General features: G+C 48.0%; 21 protein-coding genes and 1 tRNA gene. 20 read left to right on the plus strand and 2 right to left on the minus strand.

Annotated features, from left to right (window positions below; translation table 11 throughout):
- The first annotated feature begins 42 nt into the window (after positions 1-42).
- The 8 genes from argH to argF are packed head-to-tail and all read left to right on the plus strand — an operon-like array spanning position 43 to position 7,692.
- The gene (gene argH / locus LI114_RS08585; RefSeq protein WP_227220333.1) at positions 43-1,428 is read left to right on the plus strand and encodes an argininosuccinate lyase; all 1,386 of its coding nucleotides are present in this window, start codon (positions 43-45) and stop codon (positions 1,426-1,428) included.
- On the plus strand, positions 1,415-1,933 hold the full coding sequence (locus LI114_RS08590; RefSeq protein ID WP_227220334.1) for a hypothetical protein: 519 nt from the start codon (positions 1,415-1,417) through the stop codon (positions 1,931-1,933). Before argH ends, LI114_RS08590 begins: the two co-directional genes overlap by 14 nt.
- A gap of 17 nt (positions 1,934-1,950) precedes the next feature.
- Positions 1,951-2,898: an N-acetyl-gamma-glutamyl-phosphate reductase gene (argC, locus tag LI114_RS08595; protein WP_227220335.1), complete on the plus strand. Its 948-nt coding sequence runs from the start codon at positions 1,951-1,953 to the stop codon at positions 2,896-2,898.
- A 30-nt stretch (positions 2,899-2,928) separates the two neighbouring features.
- On the plus strand, positions 2,929-3,396 hold the full coding sequence (locus tag LI114_RS08600; RefSeq protein ID WP_227220336.1) for a prolyl-tRNA synthetase associated domain-containing protein: 468 nt from the start codon (positions 2,929-2,931) through the stop codon (positions 3,394-3,396).
- A gap of 29 nt (positions 3,397-3,425) precedes the next feature.
- Positions 3,426-4,682, plus strand: coding sequence for a bifunctional ornithine acetyltransferase/N-acetylglutamate synthase (argJ, locus tag LI114_RS08605; protein ID WP_022127046.1), 1,257 nt, complete (start codon positions 3,426-3,428; stop codon positions 4,680-4,682).
- Positions 4,683-4,714: 32 nt separating this feature from the next.
- Positions 4,715-5,572 carry an acetylglutamate kinase gene (argB, locus tag LI114_RS08610; protein WP_227220347.1) on the plus strand — a complete coding sequence of 286 codons (858 nt, stop codon included), beginning with the start codon at positions 4,715-4,717 and terminating at the stop codon, positions 5,570-5,572.
- A gap of 17 nt (positions 5,573-5,589) precedes the next feature.
- Positions 5,590-6,768: an aspartate aminotransferase family protein gene (locus LI114_RS08615; RefSeq protein WP_227220337.1), complete on the plus strand. Its 1,179-nt coding sequence runs from the start codon at positions 5,590-5,592 to the stop codon at positions 6,766-6,768.
- A 15-nt stretch (positions 6,769-6,783) separates the two neighbouring features.
- Entirely contained in the window at positions 6,784-7,692 is a 909-nt protein-coding gene (gene argF / locus LI114_RS08620) for an ornithine carbamoyltransferase (RefSeq protein WP_227220338.1), read from the plus strand.
- A gap of 67 nt (positions 7,693-7,759) precedes the next feature.
- On the opposite strand, the gene LI114_RS08625 is transcribed toward argF, so the two are convergent.
- Together LI114_RS08625 and LI114_RS08630 are read right to left on the minus strand one after the other, a co-directional pair.
- A complete protein-coding gene (locus LI114_RS08625; protein WP_022127042.1) occupies positions 7,760-8,164 on the minus strand; it encodes a hypothetical protein in 405 nt (134 codons plus the stop codon).
- 262 nt (positions 8,165-8,426) lie between these two features.
- Positions 8,427-9,974: a sodium:solute symporter family protein gene (locus LI114_RS08630; protein ID WP_227220339.1), complete on the minus strand. Its 1,548-nt coding sequence runs from the start codon at positions 9,972-9,974 to the stop codon at positions 8,427-8,429.
- Between the two features lie 259 nt (positions 9,975-10,233).
- On the opposite strand from LI114_RS08630, the gene LI114_RS08635 reads away from it, so the two are divergent.
- From LI114_RS08635 to LI114_RS08690, 12 genes are all read left to right on the plus strand, one after another.
- A tRNA-Met gene (locus tag LI114_RS08635) sits at positions 10,234-10,310 on the plus strand.
- Between the two features lie 429 nt (positions 10,311-10,739).
- Entirely contained in the window at positions 10,740-11,066 is a 327-nt protein-coding gene (locus tag LI114_RS08640; RefSeq protein ID WP_227220340.1) for a DUF4314 domain-containing protein, read from the plus strand.
- Between the two features lie 63 nt (positions 11,067-11,129).
- On the plus strand, positions 11,130-12,374 hold the full coding sequence (gene dcm / locus LI114_RS08645) for a DNA (cytosine-5-)-methyltransferase (protein WP_227220341.1): 1,245 nt from the start codon (positions 11,130-11,132) through the stop codon (positions 12,372-12,374).
- A complete protein-coding gene (locus LI114_RS08650) occupies positions 12,349-13,125 on the plus strand; it encodes a BRO family protein (protein WP_227220342.1) in 777 nt (258 codons plus the stop codon). Before dcm ends, LI114_RS08650 begins: the two co-directional genes overlap by 26 nt.
- The gene (locus LI114_RS08655; protein WP_413770901.1) at positions 13,125-13,526 is read left to right on the plus strand and encodes a hypothetical protein; all 402 of its coding nucleotides are present in this window, start codon (positions 13,125-13,127) and stop codon (positions 13,524-13,526) included. Before LI114_RS08650 ends, LI114_RS08655 begins: the two co-directional genes overlap by 1 nt.
- A complete protein-coding gene (locus tag LI114_RS08660; RefSeq protein WP_181986911.1) occupies positions 13,526-13,666 on the plus strand; it encodes a hypothetical protein in 141 nt (46 codons plus the stop codon). Before LI114_RS08655 ends, LI114_RS08660 begins: the two co-directional genes overlap by 1 nt.
- Complete coding sequence (locus LI114_RS08665) at positions 13,647-13,844, plus strand: hypothetical protein (RefSeq protein WP_038671814.1); 198 nt, start codon at positions 13,647-13,649, stop codon at positions 13,842-13,844. Before LI114_RS08660 ends, LI114_RS08665 begins: the two co-directional genes overlap by 20 nt.
- Before the next feature lie 180 nt (positions 13,845-14,024).
- The gene (locus tag LI114_RS08670) at positions 14,025-14,855 is read left to right on the plus strand and encodes a DNA adenine methylase (protein ID WP_227220348.1); all 831 of its coding nucleotides are present in this window, start codon (positions 14,025-14,027) and stop codon (positions 14,853-14,855) included.
- 4 nt (positions 14,856-14,859) lie between these two features.
- Positions 14,860-15,129, plus strand: a complete 270-nt coding sequence (locus tag LI114_RS08675; protein ID WP_117898186.1) for a hypothetical protein — start codon at positions 14,860-14,862, stop codon at positions 15,127-15,129.
- A complete protein-coding gene (locus LI114_RS08680) occupies positions 15,130-15,540 on the plus strand; it encodes a DUF3846 domain-containing protein (protein ID WP_227220343.1) in 411 nt (136 codons plus the stop codon).
- 110 nt (positions 15,541-15,650) lie between these two features.
- A complete protein-coding gene (locus LI114_RS08685; protein ID WP_227220344.1) occupies positions 15,651-16,610 on the plus strand; it encodes a transglutaminase domain-containing protein in 960 nt (319 codons plus the stop codon).
- Between the two features lie 84 nt (positions 16,611-16,694).
- The gene (locus tag LI114_RS08690) at positions 16,695-18,308 is read left to right on the plus strand and encodes a SpaA isopeptide-forming pilin-related protein (protein ID WP_227220345.1); all 1,614 of its coding nucleotides are present in this window, start codon (positions 16,695-16,697) and stop codon (positions 18,306-18,308) included.
- The last annotated feature ends 8 nt before the right edge of the window (positions 18,309-18,316 follow it).

The following is an 18,316-nucleotide window of genomic DNA, read 5'->3' on the forward strand; positions in this document are numbered from 1 at the left end:
TTTTTATATTCTAACTTACCGTTTGAAAGGAAAGATAAACTTATGTCAAACATGATGTGGGCGGGACGCTTTACAAAGCAGATCGACGAAAGAGTAAACGACTTCAACTCCTCTATAAAATTCGACTCCAGAATGTACAAGAGCGATATAGAAGGCTCTATCGCGCACGCTACCATGCTCGGAGAATGCGGGATAATCGAAAAAAGCGAGAGCGAAAAAATAGTTGAGGGTCTGAAAGGCATACTCGCAGACATTGAGAGCGGCGCGCTGGAATTCGACCCCACCGCCGAAGATATACATATGTTTAACGAGTCAGAGCTTACAAAGCGTCTGGGCGCAGCAGGAAAAAGACTTCACACCGCGCGCAGCAGAAATGACCAGGTCGCGCTTGACATAAGACTTTATCTGAGAGATGAGATCAAGACCATCAAAAACTACGCCGCCGAGCTTATTGACGTTATAGTAGAGCTGGCGGAGAAGAATACTGAGACGGTAATGCCGGGCTACACGCATATGCAGCGTGCGCAGCCTATAACATTTGCACACCACCTGCTCGCATATGCGCAAATGCTGCTGAGAGATATGGGCAGGCTGGACGATACCTACAAGAGAATGAACGTACTGCCCCTGGGCTCGTGCGCGCTTGCGGGAACTACTTACCCGATAAACAGACAGCGCGTTTGCGACCTGCTGGGCTTTGACGAAGTTATGGGAAACTCGCTGGACGGCGTTTCAGACAGAGATTTCTGCATAGAGCTGGCTTCGGCTATCTCGATACTGATGATGCACCTTTCCAGATTCTCGGAAGAGATAATCATGTGGTGCTCTTGGGAATTTAAGTTCGTAGAGCTTGACGACGCATACGCTACCGGCTCTTCGATAATGCCGCAGAAGAAAAACCCCGACGTTACCGAGCTGATACGCGGCAAGACGGGCAGAGTTTACGGCGACCTCAACACACTGCTCACTATGATGAAGGGCATACCGCTTGCCTACAACAAAGATATGCAGGAGGACAAGGAAGCTATATTCGACGCGGTAGACACTGTGAAGCTTTGCCTGAAAACATTTATACCCATGCTGGCGACTATGAAAGTACTGCCAGAGAATATGCGAGCGGCGGCGGCTAAGGGCTTTATAAACGCTACCGACTGCGCCGACTACCTCGTGAAAAAGGGCATGCCTTTCCGCGACGCTTACAAGGCTACCGGCACGCTGGTGCACATCTGCATAGAAAAGGGCGTAACGCTGGAAACTCTGCCGATAGAGGAGTACAAGGCGGTATGCGATACATTTGAGAGCGACGTTTACGAAGCTATCAGTCTGGACACCTGCGTAATGCAGAGAAAGTCTGAAGGCGGCCCTGCTCCCGAAACTGTAAAGGCGCAGCTCGAAAAGATAAAGGTGAAGCTGAGTGAGATCCGATAACGGGCGCGGACTGAAAACATGGCAGAAAGCGCTGATAGTCGGCGCGGGGTGGACGGCGGTGAACCTGCTGATAAAGCTGCTGGCGGATACCCTGCTGAACAGCATACTTCTGCACGTTGCGTACATCATGATACTCTCCCCTGCCATAACGCTTATAGTAAGCTTTATGTTCACGCGCAAGTGCGGGCTGAAAGCATGGCTGCCGTGCGTGATGGCGGTCGGCGCGGTGATACTCTACATCGCCTGCGGCTTCAAAACGCTAAGCCCTAACTTTTTGATAGAAACGGCGGTATGCGGGTTCTTCGGCTTCGGTACAGGCAATATCTTCAAGGACGAAGTATCGGTAGCCGTGCAGGAGGACAGGGACAGCGAGAGGAAAAAGCGCGAGCAGGAGCGCGAGAAGCGCTATGTATCAGTGCTGAAAGCCACCGAGCAGGATATGCGCGAGATGGAGAACGGCTGTTTGGACGATTCGGATAATTCGGCAAAGAAAAAACACAAATGAAAGGTTCTGAAAGCCTTATGAAAACAAAGGTATTTATAGACGGAAGCGCAGGCACTACGGGCTTGCAGATATACGAGCGTTTCGCAAAGCGCGACGACATAGAGATATTGCAGATAGACGAGGAAAAGCGCAAGGACAATGCGGCGAGAAAAGAGATAATAAACTCTTCCGACATAACGTTTCTCTGCCTGCCCGACGCGGCGGCGGTAGAGGCGGTATCGCTGATAGAGAACCCGAACGTGAGGGTGATAGACGCTTCCACCGCGCACCGCACCGACCCCGCATGGGACTACGGATTTCCAGAGCTTTCGGCTGAGCACAGAGCGAACATCGCGAAGTCGAAAAGAGTTGCGAACCCCGGTTGCTACGCGAGCGGATTTATAAGCCTTGTTTACCCGCTGGTGCAGGCGGGCGTACTGCCCGAAGATTACCCGCTGGTGAGCCACGCGGTATCGGGATACAGCGGCGGCGGCAAAAAGATGATAGCGGCGATAGAGGGCGCGGACAAGACCTTTGAGATGGCATCGCCCAGACAGTACGCGCTGGCGCAGAGCCACAAACACCTGCCAGAAATGCAGAAAGTCTGCGGGCTGAGATACAAGCCGATGTTCAACCCGATAGTGGACGACTACTACTGCGGCATGGTGGTATCGGTACCGCTCATCACGAGAAGCCTTGCTAAGAAATACACGCCCGCGGACATACACGAGATACTCGCGGCGCACTACGATGGACAAAATTTCGTAAAAGTAATGGAGCTTGGCGGGGCGGAAACGTTGCCTGACGGCTTCCTCGCGGCGAACACGCTTGCGGGCACTAACAATATGCAGATATTCGTTTTCGGCAACGACGAGCAGATACTGCTTGCTTCGCGGCTTGACAACCTCGGCAAGGGCGCGAGCGGCGCGGCTGTACAGAACATGAACATAATGCTCGGGCTGGACGAAACTACGGGGCTTATCTAAAAAGTGAGCTTACAAAAGAAGGTCGGCGGTATGGCGGAGCTTTACGGGCTGCTGAAAATGCTCGGCATAAGCTATGAAGAGATAGAGCACGAAGCCGTTTACACCATAGAGCAGGCGCAGAGAATAAAGCGCATGACAGACGGCGCGGGCTGCAAAAATCTGTTCCTTACCGACCGCAAAGGCGGGTATATACTGGCTGTTTTGCAAGAGGACAAGCGCGCAGACCTGAAAGCCTTAGCGTCGCTTTACGGCGTGAAAAAGCTCAGCTTCGCGAGCGATGAGCAATTGAGCGAAGTACTGGGGCTGACCCGCGGGAGCGTAACGCCTATGGGGCTGATAAACGACAAGGATCACGCGGTGAAACTTGCGATAGACGGCGAACTGCGCGGCAGGAAGCTGCTCTTTCACCCGAATGTGAACACGCGGACTATCAGCATAACGGCTGACGACCTTATAAAATACATCGAATATTTCGGCAACGAATATAAATATTTCTGAAATCATCACTAGAAAGGACTGCTGCTGATATGAAAAACATAACTTTCAAAAGCTTTGACGGATACAAGTATGTAGAAGGCGGCGTTTGCGCTGCCAAGGGCTTCAAGGCTAACGGCGTATATGCAGGGATAAAGAAGAATGACAAGAAGAAAAACGACCTTACGGTAATAGTATCGGACGCCGAGTGCTGCGCGGCTGCGGTATACACCCAGAACAAGGTAAAGGGCGCGCCTGTTACCGTTACCAAAAAGAACCTCACCGTTACGGGCGGCAAGGCTAAGGCCGTCATCGCGAACTCTAAGAACGCAAACACCTGCAACTCTGACGGCGAGGAGAAAGCATTCAGAATGTGCGAGCTGGCGGCGGAGAGCGTAGGCTGCAAGCCGCAGGAAGTCATCGTGGCTTCCACAGGCGTTATCGGTCAGAAGCTGCCGATAGAGCCGATAGAAAAGGCTATGCCAGAGCTGATAAGCGGGCTGAGCTATACGGGCAACGACGCGGCGGCAGAGGCTATAATGACTACCGATACTTTCCCGAAGCAGGTGGCGGTAGAATTCACCGCGGGCGGCAAGGTATGCAGACTGGGCGGAATGGCTAAGGGCAGCGGAATGATACACCCGAACATGGCTACCACGCTGAACTTCATCACCACCGACTGCGCGGTATCGAGCGAGATGCTGCAAAAGGCGCTGAGCGAGATAGTGAAGATAACATACAACTGCCTTTCGATAGACGGCGACCAGTCTACGAACGACATGGTAACGCTTTTATCCAACGGACTGGCGGGCAACGCCGAGATATGCGCCGAGGGCGAGGACTACGACGTATTCAAACAAGCGCTGTACATCGTGATGATGAACATGACGAGAATGCTGGCTAAGGACGGCGAGGGCGCTACAAAGCTGCTGGAATGCACCGTTTCGGGCGCGAAAGACCAGGACACTGCCATCACGGTGGCAAAGAGCGTTATCTGCTCTTCCCTCTTCAAAGCGGCGATGTTCGGCGAGGACGCAAACTGGGGACGCATACTCTGCGCGGTGGGCTACGCCGACGCGGACTTTGACATAAACGCGGTGGACGTAAAGATAAGCTCGGCTAAGGGCGAGATACACGTTTGCGAAAACGGCGCGGGCATAGATTTCTCAGAAGAAACAGCCGCGCAGGTGCTCTCTGCCGACGAGATAAGCGTAAACATCACGATAGGCGGCGGAAGCGGCAGCGCTACGGCTTGGGGCTGCGACCTGACCTACGATTACGTCAAGATAAACGGCGATTACAGAACTTGATATTACAGTAAAAGAGTAAAGGAAGTAAAATGATGGATATTTCAAATGAAATGCGTTCGCAGATACTTATCGACGCGCTGCCTTACATTCAGAAGTACCATAACAAGATAGTAGTGGTAAAATACGGCGGCAACGCCATGACGAACGCCGAGCTGAAAGAAGCCGTGATGAGCGACATAGTACTGCTTACAGAAGTTGGCATAAAGGTGGTGCTGGTGCACGGCGGCGGCCCTGAGATAAACGCTATGCTCAAAAGAGTAGGCATAGAGAGCAAATTCATCGGCGGGCTGAGATACACCGATAAGGAAACTATCGATATAGTAAAGATGGTGCTTTGCGGCAAGCTGAATAAAGAGCTTGTGAGCGCCCTGCAGCTGCACGGTGCGAAAGCGCTGGGACTTTGCGGCATAGACGGACAGATGATAATGGCAGAAAAGCTGGACAGCGACGTAGACTTAGGCTATGTTGGTCAGATACAGAAGATAACCACGAAGCCGATACTCGACGCGCTGAACAACGGCTATGTGCCGATAATATCTACCGTGGCTACCTCTGCCGACGGACAGAGCTACAACATAAACGCGGACACTGCGGCGGCAAGGATCGCGAGCTGTCTGCGCGCGGAAAATCTGATACTTATGACCGACATCGCGGGACTGCTGAAAGACAAGGACGACCCGAGCACGCTGATACCCACCGTAAACGTGAGCGACGTGCCCTACCTGAAAAAGACGGGCATAATCAGCGGCGGAATGATACCCAAGATAGAGTGCTGCGTAGAAGCGGTGCGCCGCGGAGTTAAAAAGACCTCGATAATCGACGGCAGGATACCGCACTCGATACTGATAGAGCTGCTCTCGAACGAGGGCGCGGGCACGCAGTTTATTTGACGAAAAGAGAGATAGATATGGACACTATTAAGGAATTTAACGAGCACGTCATGGGCTCATACGGCAGGTACGATCTGGTGCTGGAGAAAGGCACGGAGCGCACGGCGGTAGACGAAAACGGCAAAGAGTACATCGACTTCGGCTCGGGCATTGGCGTAAACAGCCTCGGCTTCTGCAACGAAGCGTGGGTAAAGGCGGTTTGCGAGCAGGCGAACAGCATACAGCACACCTCTAACTACTACTACACCAAAGTGCAGGCAGACTTCGCGAAAAAGCTTTGCGAGAGCACGGGCTACGAGAAGATATTCTTCGGCAACAGCGGCGCGGAAGCGAACGAATGCGCCATCAAGATAGCGAGAAAGTACAGCTTTGACAAATACGGCAAAGAAGCTGAGAGGAACATTATTATCACGCTGGTAAACAGTTTTCACGGCAGAACTATGGCTACCCTTTCGGCCACGGGGCAGGACGTTTTCCACAACTACTTCTTCCCTTTCCTGCCGGGATTTGTGAACGTAAAAGCTAACGACATTGCAGACCTAAAGGCAAAGCTTACGGAGTACGAAGGCAAGGTTTGCGCCGTAATGTTTGAATTTATACAGGGCGAGGGCGGCGTGATCCCGCTCGAAAAGGCATTTGTAGACGCTATTTTCGAGGAGTGCGGCAAGCGCGACATACTCACCATAGCGGACGAAGTGCAGACGGGCGCAGGCAGAACTGGCAAGTTCCTGACCTCGCAGAACTACGGCGTACAGCCCGACATCACTACCCTTGCAAAAGGCGTAGCGGGCGGCGTGCCCATAGGCATATGCATGGCGGGTAAGAAGTGCTGCGATACGCTGACACCCGGCACGCACGGCTCGACATTCGGCGGAAACCCCCTCGCCTGCGCGGGCGGAAACGCGGTGCTTGACACGGTACTGGCTGAGGGCTTCCTCGACGAGGTGAACAAGAAGGGCGAATACTTCCGCAAAAAGCTCGCCGAGATACCCGAAGTAGAGGGCGTAGACGGAATGGGGCTGATGCTCGGCATACGGCTAAAGAGCAAGAACGCGAGCGAGGTATGCAAGGCTTGTTTGGAAAACGGACTGCTGATACTCACCGCGAAAACTAAGCTGAGATTTTTGCCCCCGCTGAACATCTCATACGCCGAGATAGACAAGGGCATAGAGATACTGACCAAGATACTTGGATAAGAAAGGAAAATATACATGAAACATTTACTTAAACTTTTAGACCTCAGCAAAGAGGAAATAATCGGCATACTCAACCTCGCCGACCAGCTGAAATACGAGAACAAGAACGGCATAGAGCACAAGCTGCTGAAGGGCAAGACACTCGGCATGATATTCCAGAAGTCCTCTACCCGCACCCGCGTAAGCTTTGAAACGGGTATGTACCAGCTTGGCGGACAGGCGCTCTTTCTCTCAAACCGCGATCTACAGATAGGCAGAGGCGAGCCGGTACAGGACACCGCGCGCGTGCTCTCCCGCTACATTGACGGAATTATGATACGCACATTTGAGCAGAAAGAGGTAGAAGACCTCGCGCAGTACGGCTCTATCCCCGTTATAAACGGACTTACCGACTTCTGCCACCCTTGTCAGGTGCTTGCCGACCTCATGACTATTCGCGAGCACAAGGGCAGACTTGAAGGACTGAAGCTGACCTACATCGGCGACGGCAACAACATGGCTAATTCGCTCATCGTCGGCGGACTGAAAGTAGGCATGACGGTAGCCATCGCCTGCCCCGACGATTATCAGCCCGACCCCGTTGTGCTTGAATTTGCTAAGGAATACGGCGACAAATTCATCATGACATCTGACATACAGGCGGCGGCTAAGGACGCAGACGTGCTCTACACCGACGTTTGGACATCTATGGGCGAGGAAGCCGAGAGCGAGAAGCGCAAGAAAGCATTTGCAGGCTACCAGATAAACGACGCTGTAATGGCAGCTGCGAAGAGCGACGCTATGGTACAGCACTGCCTGCCCGCGCACCGCGAGGAGGAGATAACCGCAAAGGTATTCGAGGCGCACGCCGACGAGATATTCGACGAGGCCGAGAACAGACTGCACGCGCAGAAAGCGGTAATGGTAAAGGTAATGGGCGAATGATCTCCCCAACCTGCCAACAGCATAAAAAAAGAGCCTTTCGCTTAGCGGCGGAAGGCTTTATTTGTGTTCACTCAGCTTTCTTAAATTCAAGGCAGTCTATCTTGATAAGCTCGGCGGAAGAGCCGCTGAAAGTCACCTCTACGGTGTATGCGGTGTCGTCGTGGTCGGTGTTGTAAGTGACCTCTGCGCCGCTCGTAGTGTTGAAGCGCTTTTTGGCGATGTAGTGAGCTTCGTTGGTGGAATTATCCACCAGATAGATTTTGAGCACTACTTCGTCCTCATTGCCGAACTGCTTTGTGTCGCGCAGGGAAACGGTGTACTTGCCATCGGGGGTGGTGTAGGTGGAATATTCGGTAAGCCCCGAGTAAAGGCCGTCTTGATACTTATAGTAAAATTTGTATATACCATACGGAAGCAGACCGAAAATCACTATGAAAGTTACTATGTATGTGAGCTTCTTGGACAAATTCATATTTCAAGACCTCCGAACCGCGAAACGCCGCAGGGCGGGCGATATACGCATTTTAATATAATACAGAATGTTAATTATATTATATTCTAAGTACAATAATTTGTCAATGCTTTTAACTGGATCGTAACTAAAAATAGGCGGATAGACAAAAAATGCGTATGGCTAAGTGATGAAATTTGTATTAAATGTATATTGCCAAAAATCAAACGCACCGCTTATTATCACGGTGCGCCTGACAAATTCAAAAAGAGAGAATAAATAGTTATACAGTTTCGGGGGTCTTTTCAGCCGCTTTATCCATACAGGAGAAGACCTCATCCACATGGGCGGAGTCGGGCTTGCGGGTGAAAAGGCTTACCAGCGGGACGAGGATAATATCGAGTATCATCACGACAGCGCCCGCGTTTATGGGCGAGTGGACAGCCAGCCCGCCGATGGTGAGGGTATGTTTGCCGAATGTGAAGTAGAACATATGCGCGACGGTAAGGCCTACGCCGCAGACGAAAGAAGTCCAGACGGCGGCTTTGGTGATGTTCTTCATATACAGACCCAACATGAAGGGAGCGATGAAAGCGCCCGCCAGCGCGCCCCACGAGATGGACATAAGGGTAGAGATAACGGTCTTGGGGTTATCGAGGGTAATTATCGCGAGAACGCAGGAGATGAGCAGGAAAACGGCTACGAATATGCGCATTACGAGCACTTCCCGCTTCTCGTCCATTTTATCTTTCATGAAAGGCTTTATCATATCGAGAGTGAGGGTGGAGCTGGAAGTGAGCACCAGCGAGGAGAGAGTAGACATAGAAGCCGAGAGGACGAGGACTATGACCACGCCGAAAAGCAGGTCGGGCAGGCTCTCCATCATAGAGGGGATAATAGCGTCGAAGCCGTTTACAGGCTCGCCCGCTTCGTTAGCGCTTACGAACAATCTGCCGAAACCGCCCTGAAAATAGCAGCCGCCCGCGACTATGAGGGCGAACACGGTAGAGATAACGGTGCCGCTGCGGATAGCTTTTTCGTCCTTGATAGTGTAGAATTTAGTTACCATCTGCGGCAAGCCCCATGTGCCGAGAGAGGTGAGGATAACAACGCCGAAGAGGTTAATCGGGTCGGGGCCGAAAAGGCTGTTGTAAGAGTCGGTATTGCCATTCGCGTCTGGAATTTGACCGAGCATATCGAGGGACTCGGAAAGACCGCCGTGTTTATTGAGTATAGTTATTACAACAGCGGCTATGCCGACGAGCATGAATATACCCTGAATAAAGTCATTGAGCGCGGTAGCCTTATAGCCGCCGACGATAACGTATACCGCTGTGATAACGCCCATTACGACGATACAGACAGCGTAATCGACGTGGAAAGCCTTTTCAAACAGGCGGGATAGCCCATTGAAAGCGGAGGCGGTATAGGGGATAAGGAAGATGAAGATTATCACGGCGGAAGCTAGCTTCAAGCCCTTGCTGGCGTAGCGGTGTTCAAAAAATTCGGGCATAGTGCGTGCGTCGAGGTGTTTAGACATTATCTGAGTACGCCGACCGAGGACGAGCCACGCGAGGAGAGAGCCTATAACGGCATTGCCCACGCCGACCCAAGCGGCGCTTGCGCCGTAACTCCAGCCGAACTTACCCGCATAGCCGACGAAAATTACCGCCGAGAAGTAAGAAGTACCGTAAGCGAAAGCGGTGAACCACGAGCCGAGAGTTCTGCCGCCGAGCACATAATCAGAAGTGCCGTTGTTCTTTTTTCTGTAATACGCGCCGATGCCGATCATCAGGCAGAGGTACAGAGCAAGAACGATCCACATTGTCATAAGAGAACCAATCCTTTACATCATATTTACCGGCATACTTGAATGCCGCAATGCTTTAAACCTTTTATGCTTTTTGGCGTTAAAGCAGTACGATAAATATTATACAACAAAGCGGCAGGAATGTCAATACTTTTTCCTCAAAAACAACAAAAAAATATTTTTTCAAAAAAATTTGAAAAAAGGCTTGACAAGAGTGCGTTTATGTGCTATAATAGTAAAGCAGTCAGGACAGAGAGTACTGATGAAGACAATCAAACATCGCGGAGTGGAGCAGTTCGGTAGCTCGTCGGGCTCATAACCCGAAGGTCGTAGGTTCAAATCCTGCCTCCGCAACCATATTGGTGATACCAAATGGATACTCACCTTAAAAAGCCCGTGTTTACGGGCTTTTTTGATATTTAGAAAACAAAAAATTTTAATGTAAAACCGTGGATGCTTTTCACCAGTTTTCACGAAAAAAAGGGAGTCGAACCCTACACAACAAAAAATATCGAACATAACGGCAGACTTTGAGTATATTTTGCTCTAAGCCTGCCGATTTTTTATGAAAAAACATTCACAAAGTTTAGAAGGCTGTTTTGTCAAATATCACGAAATGTGATAAACGACAAAGCGATCTTTTTTGTTTCAAAGGAGGCTTGATAACAAATATACTATAAAAAGGGAATCTAAAACGACTGGAGGTGATCAAGTAAGAAATAAACAGCAGTCAGACCGATGATATGACCAAAGACCCGATATGGGAATGACGATGTGAGGCAGAATATGATTTACAACGAAAAGAAGGTAGAAATGCTCAGGCAGAGATATCCCGAAGGAACTCGGATATGCCTTGACAGTATGGATAACGATCCCCGTCCGATTCCACCAGGTACTAAAGGCATAGTTCAATTTGTGGACGATGCAGTAACTCTGCATTGTAAATTTGACAACGGAAGAACGCTTGGGGTTATCCCCGATGTGGATAAGTTCCATAAAATCGCTCAGGAACAGAGTCAGATTGATAAGCAAACAGAGGAAAATATTGAGTGCGAGGAAATTACAGAAACGGAAGATCTTGAAGAAAACGAAGAAATGAATATGTCAATGTAACGGTTAAGTTTTGAAAAAGACTTAGCCGTTTTTTTATTACAAAAAGGAAAGGAACGGTGATAAATGATAAAATATTTCGAAGCGTTTGCAGGAATAGGAGCGTTCCGTTCGGCTTTTGAAAAAGTAGGCGGGTTTGAGTGCGTCGGATGGTGTGAAATTGACAGATTCGCACAGAAAGCCTACAGAACGCTGTATGACACAAAGGGGGAAATTTTTTATGAGGACATCACAAAAATCGATTACGGAAATATGCCGGATTTTGATCTGCTCGTTGGAGGCCCGTGCTGCCAATCGTTCAGTGTCGCGGGGCGCAGACTCGCTTTTGAGGACGATAGAGGAAACCTGTTTTTTAACTATATCCAAATCCTTGAAGCCAAGCGCCCCCGTTACTTTATCGCTGAAAACGTACCCAACCTGCTTGGTATATCGCAGGGGGAATGTTTCAGAATCATCCTTGAAAAGATTTCTGAACTGGGGTATAGTATGTGCTGGCGCGTGCTTAACTCTGCCGGATTCGGAATACCGCAGTCAAGAAGAAGGCTGTTCCTTATCGGATATCTTGGAGACAAATGTCCCTCAGAAATACTGGCTTTCGGAGGAAATGATGAGGAAAATTGCGAAAAAAGAAAACCTGAACAGCTGATAGGCGGCAGTCAGGGTTCGAGAGTTTATTCCACAGACGGCACGGCTGTTACGCAATGCAGCGGTTCGGGCGGCATGGGCGGTAAAACGGGACTTTATTTCATAGACTGCAATCCCGATCCTCAGATAACAGACATTGCAAGATGTGTTACCGCACGTCAGAACAGCGGAGTATCTCATCATAGAGGAGAACATTCCGCTGTTTTTTGTGATTTGAACGAAAATCCGCAGATTACAGAAAATGCCCGATGTCTGCATACAAGAATGGATTTGGGAGTAACAAACGAAACTCACAAAGGCGAACGTTCGGGAGTGCTTGAAGAAGCTCCTAGGGCGATAATCAACCCATTTAAGGAAACTACCCGACAGAACGGTCGCAGAATAAAAGAACCTAATGAACCGATGCTTACGCTCACGGTTACGGACAGACACGGAATAGTACACAAAGGCAGAATCCGCAGGCTTATGCCTGTGGAGTGCTGGAAATTGCAGGGATTTACAAAAGAGCAGTTTGAAAAAGTCGCTGAAGCAGGTATGTCCGACGCACAGCTTTACAAGCAGGCAGGAAATTCAATTACGGTAAATGTGGTTGAAGCTATTGCAAGAAATTTACTGAAATTTGACGAGGAGGAAAACGCAAATGAAGAATATGATAAAAATATTTGAAAATGACGAATTCGGAAAAGTGAGAACAGTCATTAAGGACGGCGAACCGTGGCTTGTAGGAAAAGATGTTGCGGAAATTTTAGGGTATTCCAACACAAGGGACGCTCTTTCACGTCATGTGGATACCGAGGATAAAACCACCGTCGTGATTTCCGACAGTGGTTCAAATTACAAGAGCAAGACCACTATTATCAATGAAAGCGGCTTTTACAGCTTAGTTCTCTCAAGCAAAATGCCGAGAGCCAAAGAGTTCAGGCGTTGGGTGACCGCCGAAGTCCTCCCCACCATCAGACGCACCGGCGGCTACGTTTCCAACGAGGATATGTTCATCAAAAACTATCTCCCCTTTCTCGACGAGCCATACCGTGACCTGTTCCGACTTCAAATGACCATTATCAACAAGCTGAATGAACGTATCCGCCACGATCAGCCGCTGGTGGAGTTTGCGAATCAGGTGTCAAATACCGATAATCTTATCGACATGAACGCAATGGCAAAGCTTGCGAGAGCGGAAAATATCCCCGTCGGCAGAAACAAGCTTTACGGCTGGCTGAAAGGAAAAGGTGTGCTTATGGCAAACAATCTGCCGTATCAGGCTTTTATCGACCGCGGATATTTTTCCGTAAAGGAGTCGGTGTTTGAAACTGCGACTATGACAAAGACTTATCAGCAGACGTTTGTTACGGGCAGGGGGCAGCAGTTCGTCATAAATTTTCTGAAGAAATATTATGGGAAGGAGGTTTTGCAATAATGGAGATAATAAGCGTTACTTTACACGATCTGAGAAAAATGAATAACAGCGAGGCTCTTATCCTGCAAGGCTGCGGCGGCGACCTTAAAGAATGGGTTGACGGCATAAACGATATGCTGACGAAAAGCGGAATATTGCAGAACGAAAGTCGATTTGAAAAAGCATATACTTTTAAAAATGAAAATCTGACTTGTCTGCTGTTTCCGTTTGATGACGTTCAGCTTGATGTCGGTAAACTTGCGATGTGGAGATTGCAGACTCACGAGCAGTTCGGCGGTACATGGCTTTCCGATTATGTTCCAAACAGACTTGGCGGTTTTGTTTCAGAAAATGAACAAAAACAGAATGAAGATTGCAGTCCTAAGGAAGAAACCGAAGATTTAGGAATGGAGATGATGTAATGACGTATTTATTCATAGGAATGATAATCGGAGGGGTTATCGGATTGACGGTCGGCAGTCTTGCTGCGGCTTTTAAGGCAGCGGAAAAAGAGATCGCACGTCTGGACAAGGAGGTAAGTGATGCACACAAACAGAATTAAAGCTAAAGTTGACTTCAAGTTCTGCCTCGGCAGTATTCCAGCAATGCTGAGAGCCACAAAGCCCGTACTTTCGGAACGGCAGTACAAGGAGCTGTGTAACGAGGTCAATAAAGCCAACGGCTACCTTGAACAGAAACGAATCATATTCAGCTACGTCGATCCAATAATCAAGGGCTGAAAATACAACAAATGAAAATCAGCGGGCAGGCAGTATAGTTCATATCAAATTTGAGCGTAAATTGCGCCGTCCGCGCTAGGACAAGGTCGTTTTGCCAACAGCAGATAAAAATCTGGTGCTTGCAAAGCGACTTTTCTGCTGTTGGTTTTAACGGCAGAAAGGAAGAAAATGAACAGTTTTATGTCATGGGTAGGGGGGAAAAAGGCTCTCAGGGACGCCGTGCTTGCAAGATTTCCGCCTTACTATGAACGATATATCGAGGTTTTCGGAGGTGCAGGCTGGGTTTTATTCCATAAACCGCCCGGTATGGATTTTGAGGTATACAACGATTTTAACGGAAATCTTGCAAATCTTTATCGCTGTGTCAGGGATAACCCGAATAAGCTGAAGTACAAGCTTCGTTATGTCCTCGATTCTCGTGAAGATTTCGACTGGATTGCTAGTCTTCATAAGCGAGGTCTGTTCAGCAGATTTCGTGATGTTGACAGGGCGGCGAAGTTTTATCAGCTTATCCGTTACAGCTACGCAAGTGGACTTGACAGCTTCGGCAGTCAGCCGCATTCAATATGGTCGGATTTCCCGATGATAGACTTGGCAGCAAGGAGATTGCAGAAGGTAGTAGTTGAGAATAAAGACTTTGAAAAACTGATACGGCAGTACGACCGCCCTGTCAGCTTTTTTTATTGCGATCCACCGTACTTTGCAACCGAAAACTACTACAAAGACGTTGGTTTTAAAACCAAGGATCATATTAGGCTCAGGGATTCGCTAATGGATATCAAGGGCAAGTTTCTTGTTTCCTACAATGACTGTCCAGAAATCCGTGAGATATGGGATAAGCCTAATATTCACATTGAGGAGATCAGCAGACTGAATAATCTGGCGCAGAGATACGACGGCGGCTGTCAGTATGCGGAGCTGCTCATATCCAATTACGATACAAGCGAGAGATTACAGGCGGTTCGCCAGCTTTCGCTGTTTGACGATGAAACAGACAATTTGGAGGTATAATTTTATGAGAAAGATTATTTTTGCACAGGTACTCACAACCAACGGAACTACCGTATTTTCGGGGCTTTTTGATGAAAACGAAAATCCCGTAAGCGTGGAAACGGAGTGCGATGATAGCGGAGTGACGCTTACGATATGGCGCAATGCTCCTGAAACAGAACGCCGTGACTGCGGTATCTCGGAGGAAGAAATAGAGCGAACATGTTCAATGTATGATGACTGTAACGAGTGTCCACTGTGGGATTATTGCAATGAAGATGAGGAGGTTTTGTAAATGAAAATACTTGTTATTGAGCCTGAAAAAGCGCCGTATGAAAAGGAAATCGGCGATGATATTCACGATATGCAGGCAATAGTCGGAGGGTGTATCGAACCTATATATTTTGAGCCGAAAGAAACTGCGATTGCTTGGTGCAACGATGAATTCCTGCTTAATGGTTCACAGCCTAATCGTATTGTGGGAAATGTTCTTGTACATGGAACTTTCTTTGTTTCAGGAAATTATATGAACGAATACGGCGAATGGGACAGCTGTTCACTTACCGATGATCAGATCAAGAAATATTCCGAAATGTTTGAAACTCCCATTATCGTATTGGAGCAAATGCAGGCTACGGAAATTGAGGTAGAAAATACTCCCGATGAGGAAATGGCGGATAAACCTGAGCCTGAGATAGCAATGTAGTACAAAGATTGGCTTTTTAATTTATTGAATAGGTAGAAAAACCAAAAATCACTGGATTTTGCGGCGGTTATATGCTATCGTTAAAGAAACAAATTTATCGGGGTGATACCATGAAAAAAGCAATAACGATCTTAGCTATATGCAGTCTTCTGCTCACGGCTTGCGGACAGATAGACGATACAGAATCCAAATCGGAAACTACTACTGCAATTGCTTCCGAAAGCACGGCTGGCGAAGATACTGCGGAAACTTCATCGGCAAAAGAAGAAAAGGATACAAGCGAAGCCACAACTACTACGAAAAAGAGTTCGCAGACGGTATCCTCATCTTCAAAGCCGACGGGTATTACTGTAACTACTACAAAGAAATCAGGTTCGTCAGGTGCTTCGGGAAACTCAATTCAGGGACAAAACAATTCCGTGCAGAATAATAACGGTCAGGAAAATAACGTACAGCCTGCGCAGAATAGTCAGCAGACCTATAATTCGCCGTCCGATAACAATCAGAGCAATAACGGTGCGCAGCAGAATAACCAATCGTCTGACAATAAGCCTCAGAATAACAACCCTTCTCCTCCGGTTACAACGGCAAAACCTGCGGTGACAAATCCGCCGACTACTACACCAAAACCGCAGACTGAACCGCCGGAAGATATAATTGAAGATACAACAAGCCTGCAAAGCGTTTTGAATTATGTAAATTCGCTCGGAAGAACAACCGATGAATATTACAATATAGGTGCAGGATTGGGGCACAACGGCTCTGATTATGGAAAAGCCGAAGCTGTTTACAATTGGATCAGAGGGAACGTCAGCGGAAATTGTCAAGTATTCTCAGCAGCAACAATGTACGCTTGTAAAGGTGTGGGACTTGAATGTCGGTATGCGTTTTTCTCACCGGATGCCTGGTACGGTCATATGGCAAACTTGGTATGTGTGGAGGGAACATGGTATGTGTTAGATACACAGGGCGGCAGATTTTTAAAATCAGATAAATACGGTGAAATAACCCGAATATTTGATGAAAATGACAATACAATTGAAATTTCGATAAGCGAATCGGCTTATTGATAATATGTAACAAATATGCAAGCGAGAGAGCCGAAAAAATCCGGCTCTTTTTCTTTGCAAAAATGAAAAGGAGAAATGCAATATATGTTTAAAACAAAATCAAAAATATTGAGAAAACTCAGCGCAGGGTTAATGGCAGGACTCTGCGCTTTTTCAATGCTTGGTTCATCTGTGAGCGGAGCGATAACAGCAAATGCCGCAAGTACTTCGACCGAAAACTCTGCGTTTCCGTCGGCAGATACGGTGATCGCAAAGGCGGCAACGCTTCTCGGTTCTCCGTATACTTTCGGAAATAAGGGATATTGGTACGCATACAATCAGGGTCAGTATACTCCGCTGTCGGTACAGACGATAAACAATCTCGGTATCGACTGTTCGGGACTTGTGTACTATACGCTGACGCAGCTTGGATACAAGACTTCGGGATTTTCTTGGAACAACCCCGTTCCCGTTGATACCGATCACTGGCTGTCGGTAAACGACAACTGCACAATCACTTATGACGGTGTGACTTCAAAAGTCGATGTTGAAAAGAAGAATATTAAGACAACAGACCGTCCTTATTGGGAGTGTTCCGACGGTTCGACGATTACTCCCGGTTCTGTAGTGGTGGCTCAGAATCCATATGGCGAAGATCATGCGTGGATTTACATGGGTGAATTTGATTCAAAAAACGATGTTGTTTCATATCTGAAATCTATCGGTGTATCCGAAAGCCTCATAAATTCCAAAACAGTCGGCGACGGAAAAGGCGCAGGCGGCAGGCATTGGAGAATAGAGTCCAACGGTTCGGAGGGTGTTGTGATCAACAACAAGACCGACGGTAAAACTGCAACTGCTATGAATATGTCGGCGTTCAGGATCACAAAGACCGACGTGACTTTTGAGATAGATAAGTATAATACAAATGGTGATCTTGTGGGAAAATCAAGCGTTGACAATTCTACAGCGGTATATGGAATCTACAGCGATAAATCCTGCAAAAACAAGGTTGCTGAAATCAAAATCGGCAGCAATGGAAAAGGCTCTGTAAAGCTGCCAAACAAGACTTATTACGCAAAGGAAATCAAGGCTCCTACGGGTTACGCACTGGACAAAACCGTGTACAAAATCAAGGCGGGCGTGAACAAGGTTAAGGAGGATTTCCAGACGGGAAAAATCAAAATCAATAAGTCAGCAGAGGATGGCATAATCAGCGGCAGAAAGTTTAAAATCACCTATTCATACAATGGAAAATCTCTTTCTGAAACTGCAAAAACAAATGCAAAAGGCATTGCGACCTTTGACGACCTGAAAGTTTATGATATGTCCACAGGCAAGGCTATCACTTACACTGTTTCCGAAATCAACGTAGATACGAGATATGAAGCTCCCAAGGCGAAGAATGTCAAGCTTACCGACGGCGACGTTGACCTGACCATAAATGTGAAATTCAACAACGAACTTAAAACAGGTTCTATTAAGATCAACAAGCAGTCTGAGGATAATCATAACGGCGGCAGAGAATTTACTGTCACAGGTAACGGCAAGACTTACAGCATAAAAACCGGTTCTGACGGTGTTGCAATTCTTTCCGATATCCCCGTATACGACAGTAACAATCAGAAAATTGTTTACACGATTTCTGAAAAAAACGTACCAGTGAAATATGTTATGATTTTGTCAATAAAACTTGACACATTGACCGCAAGGATTTGAAGTTAAGC

The organism is Ruminococcus sp. 210702-SL.1.03 (assembly GCF_020559915.1).
GTDB lineage: Bacteria > Bacillota > Clostridia > Oscillospirales > Ruminococcaceae > YE71.

Coding starts and splice junctions, on each gene's coding strand:
- LI114_RS08650 (WP_227220342.1), top strand. CDS start 12,349: ATGAAGAATATGATAAAAATATTTGAAAATGACGAATTCGGAAAAGTG.
- LI114_RS08630 (WP_227220339.1), bottom strand. CDS start 9,974: ATGACAATGTGGATCGTTCTTGCTCTGTACCTCTGCCTGATGATCGGC.
- argJ (WP_022127046.1), top strand. CDS start 3,426: ATGAAAAACATAACTTTCAAAAGCTTTGACGGATACAAGTATGTAGAA.
- argB (WP_227220347.1), top strand. CDS start 4,715: ATGGATATTTCAAATGAAATGCGTTCGCAGATACTTATCGACGCGCTG.
- LI114_RS08660 (WP_181986911.1), top strand. CDS start 13,526: ATGACGTATTTATTCATAGGAATGATAATCGGAGGGGTTATCGGATTG.
- LI114_RS08675 (WP_117898186.1), top strand. CDS start 14,860: ATGAGAAAGATTATTTTTGCACAGGTACTCACAACCAACGGAACTACC.
- LI114_RS08625 (WP_022127042.1), bottom strand. CDS start 8,164: ATGAATTTGTCCAAGAAGCTCACATACATAGTAACTTTCATAGTGATT.
- LI114_RS08665 (WP_038671814.1), top strand. CDS start 13,647: ATGCACACAAACAGAATTAAAGCTAAAGTTGACTTCAAGTTCTGCCTC.
- argF (WP_227220338.1), top strand. CDS start 6,784: ATGAAACATTTACTTAAACTTTTAGACCTCAGCAAAGAGGAAATAATC.
- argH (WP_227220333.1), top strand. CDS start 43: ATGTCAAACATGATGTGGGCGGGACGCTTTACAAAGCAGATCGACGAA.
- LI114_RS08680 (WP_227220343.1), top strand. CDS start 15,130: ATGAAAATACTTGTTATTGAGCCTGAAAAAGCGCCGTATGAAAAGGAA.
- LI114_RS08640 (WP_227220340.1), top strand. CDS start 10,740: ATGATTTACAACGAAAAGAAGGTAGAAATGCTCAGGCAGAGATATCCC.
- LI114_RS08600 (WP_227220336.1), top strand. CDS start 2,929: ATGGCGGAGCTTTACGGGCTGCTGAAAATGCTCGGCATAAGCTATGAA.
- dcm (WP_227220341.1), top strand. CDS start 11,130: ATGATAAAATATTTCGAAGCGTTTGCAGGAATAGGAGCGTTCCGTTCG.
- LI114_RS08615 (WP_227220337.1), top strand. CDS start 5,590: ATGGACACTATTAAGGAATTTAACGAGCACGTCATGGGCTCATACGGC.
- LI114_RS08685 (WP_227220344.1), top strand. CDS start 15,651: ATGAAAAAAGCAATAACGATCTTAGCTATATGCAGTCTTCTGCTCACG.
- LI114_RS08670 (WP_227220348.1), top strand. CDS start 14,025: ATGTCATGGGTAGGGGGGAAAAAGGCTCTCAGGGACGCCGTGCTTGCA.
- argC (WP_227220335.1), top strand. CDS start 1,951: ATGAAAACAAAGGTATTTATAGACGGAAGCGCAGGCACTACGGGCTTG.
- LI114_RS08690 (WP_227220345.1), top strand. CDS start 16,695: ATGTTTAAAACAAAATCAAAAATATTGAGAAAACTCAGCGCAGGGTTA.
- LI114_RS08655 (WP_413770901.1), top strand. CDS start 13,125: ATGGAGATAATAAGCGTTACTTTACACGATCTGAGAAAAATGAATAAC.